Annotated in this window: 8 protein-coding genes and 1 pseudogene; 3 read left to right on the plus strand and 6 right to left on the minus strand. The window is 69.9% G+C overall.

The features are described 5' to 3' along the window. Both CS062_RS23900 and CS062_RS23905 read right to left on the minus strand, forming a co-directional pair. A partial coding sequence (locus CS062_RS23900; protein ID WP_099864280.1) for a sensor histidine kinase occupies window positions 1-1,153 on the minus strand: 1,153 nt, incomplete at its 3' end. A gap of 128 nt (window positions 1,154-1,281) precedes the next feature. After that, a complete protein-coding gene (locus CS062_RS23905) occupies window positions 1,282-1,974 on the minus strand; it encodes a response regulator transcription factor (protein ID WP_099864266.1) in 693 nt (230 codons plus the stop codon). 155 nt (window positions 1,975-2,129) lie between these two features. On the opposite strand from CS062_RS23905, the gene CS062_RS23910 reads away from it, so the two are divergent. The 3 genes from CS062_RS23910 to CS062_RS23920 are packed head-to-tail and all read left to right on the plus strand — an operon-like array spanning window position 2,130 to window position 5,244. Next, window positions 2,130-3,098: a Bug family tripartite tricarboxylate transporter substrate binding protein gene (locus CS062_RS23910; RefSeq protein ID WP_099864268.1), complete on the plus strand. Its 969-nt coding sequence runs from the start codon at window positions 2,130-2,132 to the stop codon at window positions 3,096-3,098. Window positions 3,099-3,114: 16 nt separating this feature from the next. After that, entirely contained in the window at window positions 3,115-3,705 is a 591-nt protein-coding gene (locus CS062_RS23915; protein WP_099864269.1) for a tripartite tricarboxylate transporter TctB family protein, read from the plus strand. An 18-nt stretch (window positions 3,706-3,723) separates the two neighbouring features. Next, window positions 3,724-5,244, plus strand: coding sequence for a tripartite tricarboxylate transporter permease (locus CS062_RS23920; RefSeq protein WP_099864271.1), 1,521 nt, complete (start codon window positions 3,724-3,726; stop codon window positions 5,242-5,244). Between the two features lie 76 nt (window positions 5,245-5,320). Here CS062_RS23920 and hemH read toward each other — a convergent pair whose 3' ends face one another. From hemH to CS062_RS26420, 4 genes and pseudogenes are all read right to left on the minus strand, one after another. Then, the gene (hemH, locus tag CS062_RS23925) at window positions 5,321-6,421 is read right to left on the minus strand and encodes a ferrochelatase (RefSeq protein WP_199174340.1); all 1,101 of its coding nucleotides are present in this window, start codon (window positions 6,419-6,421) and stop codon (window positions 5,321-5,323) included. A gap of 93 nt (window positions 6,422-6,514) precedes the next feature. After that, window positions 6,515-7,456, minus strand: a complete 942-nt coding sequence (locus CS062_RS23930) for an adenylate/guanylate cyclase domain-containing protein (RefSeq protein WP_099864274.1) — start codon at window positions 7,454-7,456, stop codon at window positions 6,515-6,517. Window positions 7,457-7,820: 364 nt separating this feature from the next. After that, window positions 7,821-10,049, minus strand: a complete 2,229-nt coding sequence (rpoD, locus tag CS062_RS23935) for an RNA polymerase sigma factor RpoD (protein WP_199174341.1) — start codon at window positions 10,047-10,049, stop codon at window positions 7,821-7,823. Between the two features lie 473 nt (window positions 10,050-10,522). Next, window positions 10,523-11,276: pseudogene (locus CS062_RS26420) on the minus strand (hypothetical protein); the annotation flags it as partial.

Genomic DNA, 11,276 nt, shown 5'->3' on the forward strand with positions numbered 1-11,276 from the left:
CGCGGCCGCGGGTCGTCACGGCGACCGCCAATCGGCCGCCGCGCGGGCAGTGACGCAGTGCGTTGTGCAGCAGGTTGCGCGCGAGCTCGCGCAGCGCCCACGCATGGCCGCGCACCGGCGAGGGCTCGGTCGACAGTTCGAAGTCCAGTTCCGCGTCGGCGATCAGCGGCGCCAGGTCCAGCGCCACCTCGCGCACCGTCGCCGCCAGGTCCAGCCGCGGCGGATCGCCTTGCTGGCGCAACTGCTCGACCTTGGCCAGGGCCAGCATCTGGTTGGCCAGCGCGGTGGCGCCGTCGACGGTCGCGCCGATCTCGTCGATCGCCTGCGCGGCCGGCACGTCGCCACGCCGGGCGGACTGCACCTGCGCCTTGAGCACCGCCAGCGGCGTGCGCAGCTGGTGCGAGGTGTCGCGCACGAAGCGCTTCTGGTGGGCGAGCAGCCCGGCCTGGCGGTGCCAGGCCTCGTTGATCGCGGCCACCAGCGGCGCGAGTTCCGCCGGCACGCCCGGCATCGGGATCGGGTCGACGTCGTCGTCGGCGCGCGCGGCGATCGTGCGGCTGAGCGCTCGCACCGGCCGGGTCGCGAAGAGCACCACGCCCCACACCACGATCGCGATCACCGCCAGCAGCGCGGCCTGCCGCCACAGCGTCGAGACCAGCACCTGACGGGCCAGCGTGCGACGGATCTCCAGGGTCTCGGCGACCTGGATCGTGGCCACGCCCAGGCCGGCGGCGCCCGACACCGGCTGCTTCAGCACCGCGATGCGCACCGGCTCGCCCTGGTAGACGTCGTCGTAGAAATCGACCAGCGCCGCATAGGCGCCACGATCGGGCAGCTTGCCGTGCCAGGCGGGCAGGTCGTCGAAGCCCGACACCCACTCGTCCTGGAAGCCGGTGACGCGATAGAACATGCGGCTGCGGTTGTCCGCCTCGAAGGCCTCGAGCGCCGCGTAAGGGACCTCGGACACGAGCCGCGGCGCGTCGGGGGTGCCCTGCACGTCGAGCTGCTCGCCGATGGTCTTGGCCGAGGCGAGCAGCGTGCGGTCGTAGGCGGTGTCGATGGCGCGCAGGGCGTCCTGGTAGAGCCGGTGCGCATTCGCGCCGATCAGCAGCCCCACCGGCACGAGGATTCCCAGCAGCAGCCGGCTGCGCATCGAACTCAGCCAGCGTCGGCGCGGTCGCGCGCCGCCGGTCCACGCCCCGCCGGTCCGCGCCTTGCCGCCGGTGCGGCCGTCGCGCTCGATGCCGCTCACGCCATCCACCCCGTTCACCTCGCGCGCGCTCAGTCGGGCGCCTTCAGCAGGTAGCCCAGGCCCCGCAGCGTGACCAGCCGGGCGCTGTCGGCGGGCAGCCGCTTGCGCAGCCGGTAGGCGACGACCTCGACCGCATCGGGCTGCACGTCCAGGTCGTCGGCGAAGACGATCTCGGTGAGCCGCTCCTTGGCCACCGCCTGGCCCGGCCGTCCCAGCAGCGCGCGCAGCAGCGCGGCCTCGCGCGGCGGCAGGTCCAGCGGCAGGCCTAGGTGATAGATCGCGCCACTGTCGGCGTCGACGCGCAGGCCGCAGAAGGCCTCGTCATCGTGCGCGCCGCCGGCCGACGGCGCACCGCCCGCACCGCGGCTGCGGCGGGCGAGGGCGCGCACCCGGGCCTCGAGCTCGTCCAGGTCGAAGGGCTTGGGCATGTAGTCGTCGGCGCCCAGGTTCAGGCCGAGGATGCGATCGCCCACGGTGCCGCGCGCGGTCAGGATGATCACCGGCGTGGTCAGCTGCGCGGCGCGCGCCGCGGAGAGGAGCTCCAGCCCGTCGATGTCGGGCAGCGACAGGTCCAGCAGCACCACGTCCGGCGGCTGCGCGCGCCAGCGTTCCAGGGCGGGCCGACCCTCGGAAAAGCCCAGGACCTGGATGCCGCGGCGCTCGAACGAGCGGGCCACGGTGGTCTGCAGCGCGGCGTTGTCCTCGACGAAAAGCAACCTCATGCCCGGCAGTGTCCGCCAGGGGCCGCGCGGCCGCCGCTCAGGGTCAACCCTGAGCTTTCCGACAGCCGAATGAAAGCCGCCATGTGCACGATTCGCGGCGACAACGACGTCGGGAGCGCGCTCTGCCCCGGCGCGACAACCAAGGAGACACGAGCATGCGTCGAGACCAGTTCCTCAAGTCCGCGGCCGCCTTCGCCGCGCTGGGCGCCACGGGCGCGCTGCCGCTGAGCGCCCAGGCCGCCGCGGCACTGAAGATCCTCGTGCCCGCCAACCCGGGCGGCGGCTGGGACATCACCGGCCGCGCGCTGGGCAAGGCCCTGCAGGACGCCGGCGCCGCCGGCGCGGTGACCTTCGAGAACAAGGGCGGCGCCGCCGGCGCCATCGGCCTGGCGCAGTTCGTCAACGCCGCCAAGGGCGACCCGAACGCGATGATGGTCATGGGCGCGGTGATGCTGGGCGGCCTGATCACCAGCAAGCAGCCGGTCACGCTGACGCAGGCCACCCCGATCGCGCGCCTGACCAGCGAGTACAACGTCTTCGTGCTGCCGGCCAACTCGCCGTTCAAGACGATGAAGGACGTGGTCGAGGCGCTGAAGAAGGACCCCGGCTCGGTGAAGTGGGGCGGCGGTTCGCGCGGCGCCACCGAGCACATCGCTGCGGCGATGCTGGCGCGCGAGGTCGGCGTCGACGCGACCAAGGTCAACTACGTCGCCTTCCGCGGCGGCGGCGAGGCGGTGGCTGCGATCCTGGGCGGCAACGTCTCCATCGGCGGCAGCGGCTACAGCGAGTTCCAGCCCTACATCGAGAGCGGCAAGATGCGTCCGATCGCGATCACCGCGCCGCAGCGGATCAAGGGCCTGGACATCCCGACGATGAAGGAGCTGGGCTACAACGTCGAGATCGGCAACTGGCGCGGCGTCTACGGCGCCCCCGGCATCACGCCGCAGCAGCGCCAGGCGCTGATCGACATGGTGGTCAAGGCGACCAAGTCCAAGGCCTGGACGGAAGCGCTGGAGAAGAACGGCTGGACGCCCGCCGTGCTGACCGGCAAGGCCTTCGAGGACTTCGTCGACGGCGAGTTCGCGTCGCTGCGCGCGATCATGCACAAGTCCGGCATGGTCTGATCCCGGGAGGCCCGCCATGTCCGACTCTCCCTCCAAGGCCGTGGCCGGCCACCCGTCCGCCACCGTGCCCGGCGCGGCGCCCGTCGCGCCGGATGTCGTCGATACCACGCCGCACCCGCTGTACCAGACGCTGGTCGGCGCGGGGGCGGTCGCCGTCGGCGCGGTGATGGCCATCGGCGCCGCCGCGATTCCCGGCGACGCCGGTTACGGCGGCGTCGGTCCCAACGCGCTCCCCTGGTTCGTCGCGGTGGTGCTGATCGTCTGCGGCGCCTGGCTGGTGTGGGAGTCCCGCACCGGGGGCTTCCGCCAGATGGAGCCGCCCTCGGGCGCGCCGCGCGCGGACTGGATCTCCGCGGCCTGGGTCGCTGGCGCGGTCATCGCCAACGCGGCGCTGATCACCACCATCGGCTTCGTGCTCGCCTGCACCCTGTGCTTCGTGCTGGCCGTGCGCGGCCTGCGCCGCGCCGAGGGCAAGGGCCACGGCGGCGCGCCCCAGCTCCTCATCGACGTCGTCACCGGGCTGCTGATCGCCGCACCGGTGTTCTGGCTCTTCAACAAGCTGCTCGCCCTCAACCTGCCGGCCATCACCGCCGGCGGCTGGCTCTGAGCCTCCTGGAGTCCTGACATGCAAGACCTCTGGACCCACCTGATGGGCGGCTTCGCCACGGCCGCCTCCGGCGCCAACCTGATGTGGGCCTTCATCGGCTGCGCCTTGGGCACGGCGATCGGCGTGCTGCCCGGCCTCGGCCCGGCCGTGACCGTGGCGATGCTGCTGCCCATCACCGCGCAGGTCGATCCGACCGCGTCGATGATCTTCTTCGCCGGCATCTACTACGGCGCGATGTACGGCGGCTCGACCACGTCCATCCTGCTCAACACCCCGGGCGAGACCGGCACGATGGTGACCGCGCTGGAAGGCTTCAAGATGGCCCGCCACGGCCGCGCCGGCGCGGCGCTGGCCACCGCGGCGATCGGCTCGTTCTTCGCCGGCACGATCGCCACCGTGCTGGTCACGCTGTTCGCGCCGGTGCTGGCGGACTTCGCCGTCACCCTCGGCCCGCCGGAGTACTTCTGCCTGATGCTGCTGGCCTTCACCACCGTCAGCGCGGTGCTGGGGCAGAGCACGCTGCGCGGCCTGACGGCGCTCTTCATCGGACTGGCGATGGGCCTGGTCGGCCAGGACCAGATCACCGGACAGATCCGCTACACCGCCGGCGTGCCGGAGTTCCTCGACGGCATCGAGACGGTGCTGGTCGCTGTCGGCCTGTTCGCGGTGGGCGAGACGCTCTATGTCGCGCTCTACGAAGGCCGCAGCAACCTGACGATGAACACGATGGGCCGGGTGCACATGACGCGCCTGGAGTGGAAGCGCTCGATCCCGGCGTGGATCCGCGGCACCGGACTGGGCTTCCCGTTCGGCGTCATCCCGGCCGGCGGCACCGAGATCCCGACCTTCCTGAGCTATGCGACCGAGCGCAAGCTGTCCAAGCACAAGGAGGAGTTCGGCACCACCGGCGCCATCGAAGGCGTGGCCGGACCGGAGGCGGCCAACAACGCGGCGGTGACCGGCACGCTGGTGCCGCTGCTGACGCTGGGCATCCCGACCTCGGTGACCGCGGCCATCCTGCTGTCGGCGCTGCAGAACTACGGCATCCAGGCCGGGCCGCAGCTGTTCACCACCTCCTCGGCGCTGGTGTGGGCGCTGATCGCGTCGCTGTACATCGGCAACGTGATGCTGCTGGTGCTGAACCTGCCGCTGGTGGGCCTGTGGGTGAAGCTGCTGCGCATCCCGCGCGCGCCGCTGTATGCCGGCATCCTGATCTTCGCGACGGTGGGTGTGTACGGCATGCGCCAGAGCGCCTTCGACCTGTACCTGATGCTGGCCATCGGTGCGATGGGCGTGGTGATGCGGCGCTTCGACTTCCCGACCGCGCCGGTCGTCGTCGGCATGATCCTGGGCCCGCTGGCCGAGGCGCACCTGCGCAATGGCGTGGCCATCGGCGGCGGCCACTGGGGGGTCTTCTTCGAGCGCCCGCTGTCGGCGGGGCTGCTGGCGATCGTGGTGATCGTGCTGCTGCTGCCGCGCACGCTGAAGTGGCTGGGCGCGCGCAAGGCGCGTCAGCAGGCGGCGACCGCGCTCGGCTGAGCGCAGCGCCACGCGCGCCACATGCGCCACATGCGCCAAGGGCCCCCGCGGGGGCCCTGTTCCATTGGGGCGGCGATCAGCGCGAAGCGCCGGCGGTGATGGCGGCCTCGCGCTGCCGGGCGAGGTCGGCGGCCTGGGCTTGGTCGGGGACGACGGTGGTGGGCCAACCCTGCAGGTGCTGCGTGGCGATTGCCGCGAGCGCGCGGATGTGGGCCGGGCGGTCGTTCAGGCAGGGGATGTAGCTGAAGCGCTGGCCGCCGCTGTGCAGGAAGGCCTCGCGGGCCTCCATGTCGATCTCCTCGAGCGTCTCGATGCAGTCCGCCGAGAAGCCCGGGCAGATCAGGTCGACCGACTTCAGCCCCCGTCCCGCCAGCTCGCGCAGCGTCGGCTCGGTGTAGGGCTCCAGCCAGCGCGCCTTGCCGAAGCGGCTCTGGAAGCTCACCTTGTACTGCGCTTCCGAGAGCCCCAGCGCCTCGGCCAGCAGGCGGCCGGTCTTCAGGCATTCGCAGTGGTAGGGATCGCCCAGCGCCAGCGTGCGCGCCGGCATGCCGTGGAAGCTCATCAGCAGCAGTTCGCCGCGCCCCTCGGCCTTCCAGTGGGCGCGCACGCTCTCGGCCAGGGCGGCGATGTAGCGCGGGTCGTCGTGGTAGCGGTTGACGAAGCGGAACTCCGGCAGGTGACGATGCGCGAGCGACCAGCGCGCCACGTCGTCGACGACGCTGGCCGTCGTCGCGCCCGAGTACTGCGGATAGGCCGGCAGGATCAGCACCCGCGTGGCGCCCTCGGCCCGCAGCGCATCGAGTTGCGATGTGATCGACGGGTTGCCGTAGCGCATCGCCGGCAGCACCTTGACGCGGTGGCCCTGTTCGCCGAGCAGGCCCTGCAGCAGCGCGGCCTGCTTCTTCGTCCAGACCAGCAGCGGCGAGCCGTCCCGGGTCCAGATGCTGGCGTACTTCTTCGCCGACTTCGCCGGCCGGGTGCGCAGGATCACGCCGTGCAGGATCGGCCACCAGGCGGCCTTGGGAATCTCGATGACGCGCGGGTCGGAGAGGAACTGCGCCAGGTAGCGGCGGGTGGCCTCGGGCGTCGGGGCGTCGGGCGTGCCCAGGTTGACCAGCAGCACGCCGATCGTCGGCGCGCGCCCATGCACATGATCGGGTTCAGGAAGAAAGCTCATTGGAATTCGGGGACCGCGACGGTGTGGAGCCGCGAGTGTGCAGGAAGGCGGGCGTCCGGGACGCCGGAGGGTCGAGGCGCCGGGCCGGCAGCCTCACAGGCCGCCGCGGCGCATCAGCAGCGGCGAGCTGGCCTCGGCCAGGTGCAGCACCTCGAAGCGCACCGTCGGCGCCTGGGTTTCCGACGGTGGCCCGCCCAGGCCGATCGCACCCGCGCCGTGCAGCGTGCAGGAGCCGCGGCGCAGGCTCAGCGTCTGGCCGCCCGCGCCGAAGCGCACGAAGGTACCGTTGTAGCTGAGGTCGGTCAGGCTGAAGCTGCTGCCTTGCCAGTCGATGCGGGCATGCGATCGGCTGACGCGGACGTCGGTGATGCAGTAGGTCGCCTGCGTGCTGCGGCCCAGCACGATGGGCATCTGCTCGATGTCGAAGACACGGTCCAGGTCTTGCCAGACGAGGCGGATGCCCTCGGGCGCCGCGCTGCGGACGATCTCGCCGAACTGGGTGGCCGCCGCGTCGCCGCGGCCCTGGTCCAGCACATAGATGTGGACCGGCTCGGCACGGCCGCGCACGCTGATGTGGTCCAGGCTGCGGAAGCGCGACTTCTGCGCGCTGGTCAGGCCGTTGACCACCTCGGCGGTGACGACGGTCTCGCCGTCGCCGGCGTGGTCCAGCAGCCGGGCCGCGACGTTGACCGCGTCGCCGAAGCAGTCGCCGTGGATCTCGACCACCTCGCCGCGCGCCAGCGCGATCTGCAGGTGGGTGTGGCGCAGCCGCTCGCTGCGGGCCGAGGTCTTGACCAGCAGTTCCTGCATCCGCATCGCGGCCTTGATGCCGTCACGCGGATTGTCGAAGGCGGCCATCAGGCCGTCGCCCAGGGTCTTGATGATGTCGCCGCGGTTTTCGTCGACCGCCTGGCCGATCAGCGCGACGGTCTGCGTCACCAGCCCGGAGGCTTCCGCGTTGCCCAAGGTCTCGAACAGCGCCGTGCTGCCGCGCAGGTCGGCAAACAGGACGGAGCGCTCGCGGATCTGGGTCATCGGCCTTGCAGGAGCTGAGGTGTGAAGGAAGTCTCAGTGTAGCCGCGCCACCCTGGCCGCCGCGTGGTGATTAGCCCTCGCCTCGGGGGCCTGTCGGCCCCGGTGCGACACCTCCCCCAACGTGCGGGCGGTTGACGGAACAGCACCCGAGGCGGCCCGGGGGCACCCTGCAAAAGAAAACCGGCCCGCGTCCGAGGACGGGGGCCGGTGGATCGGGCAAACCCGGTGCCCGCGAGGGCGGCCGGGTCGACGAGCTCAGGCGCGCATCACAGATTGTCCAAGTACGTGCGCAGCTTGTGGCTTCGCCGCTCGCTGAATGCCGACTGCGTCGTCATCCGCCTGCGGCGGGCACGCACTGGGGCAATCACAGATTGTCCAAGTACGTGCGCAGCTTGTCGGAACGCGACGGGTGCTTCAGCTTGCGGATCGCCTTGGCCTCGATCTGGCGGATGCGCTCGCGGGTGACGTCGAACTGCTTGCCGACTTCCTCCAGCGTGTGGTCCGTGCTCATCTCGATGCCGAAGCGCATGCGCAGCACCTTGGCCTCGCGCGGGGTCAGGCTGTCGAGGATGTCCTTCACCACCTCGCGCAGGCCGGCCTGCATCGCGGCCTCGATCGGCGCGGTGTTGTTGGTGTCCTCGATGAAGTCGCCCAGGTGGCTGTCGTCGTCGTCGCCGATCGGCGTTTCCATGGAGATCGGCTCCTTGGCGATCTTCATGATCTTGCGGATCTTGTCCTCCGGCATCTCCATCTTCTCGGCCAGCGTCGGCGCATCCGGCTCGAAGCCGAACTCCTGCAGGTGCTGGCGCGAGATGCGGTTCATCTTGTTGATCGTCTCGATCATGTGAACCGGGATGCGGATCGTGCGGGCCTGGTCCGCGATCGAGCGGGTGATGGCTTGGCGGATCCACCACGTCGCGTAGGTCGAGAACTTGTAGCCGCGGCGATATTCGAACTTGTCCACCGCCTTCATCAGGCCGATGTTGCCTTCCTGGATCAGGTCCAGGAATTGCAGCCCGCGGTTGGTGTACTTCTTCGCGATCGAGATGACCAGGCGCAGGTTGGCCTCGATCATTTCCTTCTTCGCGTCGCGCGAGGCCTTCTCGCCTTCGTTCATCCGCTTGTTGATGCCCTTGAGGTCATCGAGCGGCACCACCGCCTTGCCCTGGATGTCGATCAGCTTCTGCTGCAGTTCCTGGATCGCGGGCAGGTTGCGCGACATGATGTTCGCGTAAGGCTTGCCCGAGGCCACTTCCTTCTCGGCCCACTGCAGGTTCAGCACGTTGGGCGGGAAGGTCTTGATGAAGTGGTCCTGCGGCATGCCGCACTTGTCCACGACGATCTTGCGGATCTCGCGCTCGAAGCGGCGCACGTCGTCGACCTGCGAGCGCAGGATGTCGCACAGCTTCTCGATGGTCTTGACGGTGAAGCGGATCGTCATCAGCTCGGCGCTGATGGCCGCCTGGGCCTTGTTGTAGTTGGGCGACTTGTAGCCGTCCTTCTCGAAGGCCTTGCGCATCTTGTCGAAGTTGGACGCGAGCGAGTCCAGCTTCACCAGCGCCGCGTTCTTCAGCTCTTCCAGCTTCTTGGTCAGGGCCTTGGAGCCGCCGGCGCCGTCGTCGTCGTCCTCTTCGTCGAACTCGTCGAAGTCTTCCTCGGCGACGTAGTCGTCCGCCTCGTCATCGGAGACGAAACCGTCCACCGCCTCGGAGATCTGCATCTCGCCGGCGCGGATCTTGGCGGCCATCGCCAGGATCTCGGCGATGGTCGTCGGCGAGGCCGAGATGGCCAGCATCATCGCCTGCAGGCCGCCTTCGATGCGCTTGGCGATCTCGATCTCGCCCTCGCGCGTCAGCAGCTCGACGGTGCCCATCTCGCGCATGTACATGCGCACCGGGTCGGTCGTGCGGCCGAATTCCGAATCGACGGTGGACAGCGCGGCCTCGGCGGCTTCCTCCGCTTCCTCTTCCGTCGCCGTCGGCGAGGTCGAGCCCTGGATCAGCAGGGTGGCGGCATCGGGCGCCTGCTCGTACACGGCGATGCCCATGTCGTTGAGCATCGACACGATCGCCTCGAGGATTTCCTCGTTGATCAGCTTCTCGGGCAGGTGGTCGTTGATTTCCTGATGGGTCAGGAAACCCCGCGTCTTGCCCATCTTGATGAGGGTCTTGAGCTCCTGGCGGCGCTTGGCGACTTCCTCTTCGGTCAGCGCGGTCTCGTCCAGGCCGAACTCGCGCATCAGCGCGCGCTCCTTGGCGCGGCTGACCTTCATGCGCAGCGGCTTGGCCTTGGGCTTGTCGTCGCCGACTTCCTCGACCTCGGCGACCTCGGTGTCCGCGTCGACCTCGGCCTCACCGTCGCCTTCGCCCTCCGCATCGACGTCGGCGAAGTCCTCGTCCTCTTCCTCGACCTTGGCCTTGCCGGCGGGCTTCTTCGACTCGGTCTCGGCCTTGGGCTTGCGGCCGCGCTTGGGCTTGTCATCGGCCGAAGCGGTGGCGGTCTTGGTGGTCTTGGCGGCGGCCTTCGCGGCCGGCTTCTTGACTTCTTCGGTTTCTGCGGCGGCGGCCTTGGACGCGGTCTTTTTGGCGGTCATGCAGTTCCTCGGTGGCTCGGGGCCAGTAGGTGAATGCGGGGAAATTCGCGGTGATGCAGGCAATGCAAACGGCCACCTGCGTCGCCGGCGCCCACAAACTCCCGGCACTTGCGGGCTATGCGGCGCGGACGAGCCCAGGCGGCTCGAACTCGTGCCCTGGACGACAGGTCGGGACGAACCGACCGCCATTCAAGGCTTGGCGCGTGAAGGCTAGCGTGAACCGTTGAAGTTGCAGCCCAGGCGGTAAAGGTTGGCCACTTTGAATATGAACCCAGGGTCAGCTGGGGGGCCGGGACCGGTTGGCGCTGCGGTCACTCTTGACGCGCGAAAACCCTTGATTATCTGCGAAATCCGTAGTTTGGTCAAAAACGTGGTTTCAAGCGCCGTCGGATCCACGGCCAGCGCCTGCCGAAGCGCCCGTCCAAGCGCCCTCAAACGCGTTCAGTCCGCCTTCAATCCGAGGTCAACCCGCTTCAAAGCGCCGTCTTCAGGTCCCGGATCTGCTGCTGCAGCGCCTGGAAGCGCGCCATGTCCGGCTGCGGGCTGCGGGCGATGCGGTCGGCATCGGCCTGCAGCTTGCCGATCCACAACTTGCGCAGGGTTTCGCGGAATTCGGCTTCGAGGTGCTCGTCGCCGGGCGGTGCAGTCAGCGGACCGCCGCTGACGCGCTGGGCGAGGTCCATCAGGTCCGCTTCCTGCAGCGCGACCTGCAGCACGGCCCAGGGCGTCGGGCCGTTGTCGACCAGGAAGCGCTCGAGCCAGGCGATCAGCTGCCCGTGCTCGCCGGGCAGTTCATGCAGCAACTGCAGGTCCTGTTCGCCGATCTGGTGCCAGAGCTCGCCGTGCAGCAGCAGCATCCGGACCGCGAGGTTCATCGGCGCCGGCGGCAGCTCCAGCGGCATGCCGATGGTCGGGTCCTGGTCGCGCCTGCGCCACTCGCCCTTGCCGCTCCACTTGCCCTTGCCGCCCTTGCCCTTGAAGTCGCCCTTCGGTTCCCACTTGCGCGGCGGCTGGCCCTGCGGCGCTGCGCCGGAGGCGACGCCCACATCGACATCGTGCGGAATGTGGACCTCATCGGCGCCGTGCGAGCCCTCGTCGCCATAGGCCGAGGCGGGGATGTCGAAGTAGGGGTCCTCGTGGACGCTGTCCGTCGACGGGACGGCCGCGCGCGCTGCCGGTCTCGGCGCGGGGGCCGGGGCCGGTCGATCCACGCGCGGGCGGGCGCCC

Origin of the sequence: Roseateles chitinivorans, from assembly GCF_002761755.1 — a bacterium.
In the GTDB taxonomy this organism is placed as follows: domain Bacteria; phylum Pseudomonadota; class Gammaproteobacteria; order Burkholderiales; family Burkholderiaceae_C; genus Roseateles; species Roseateles chitinivorans.

What these genes read in the sequence shown, in the direction of transcription:
- CS062_RS23905 (WP_099864266.1), bottom strand. Translation starts at nt 1,974, where the DNA reads ATGAGGTTGCTTTTCGTCGAGGACAACGCCGCGCTGCAGACCACCGTG.
- CS062_RS23910 (WP_099864268.1), top strand. Translation starts at nt 2,130, where the DNA reads ATGCGTCGAGACCAGTTCCTCAAGTCCGCGGCCGCCTTCGCCGCGCTG.
- CS062_RS23915 (WP_099864269.1), top strand. Translation starts at nt 3,115, where the DNA reads ATGTCCGACTCTCCCTCCAAGGCCGTGGCCGGCCACCCGTCCGCCACC.
- CS062_RS23920 (WP_099864271.1), top strand. Translation starts at nt 3,724, where the DNA reads ATGCAAGACCTCTGGACCCACCTGATGGGCGGCTTCGCCACGGCCGCC.
- hemH (WP_199174340.1), bottom strand. Translation starts at nt 6,421, where the DNA reads ATGAGCTTTCTTCCTGAACCCGATCATGTGCATGGGCGCGCGCCGACG.
- CS062_RS23930 (WP_099864274.1), bottom strand. Translation starts at nt 7,456, where the DNA reads ATGACCCAGATCCGCGAGCGCTCCGTCCTGTTTGCCGACCTGCGCGGC.
- rpoD (WP_199174341.1), bottom strand. Translation starts at nt 10,049, where the DNA reads ATGACCGCCAAAAAGACCGCGTCCAAGGCCGCCGCCGCAGAAACCGAA.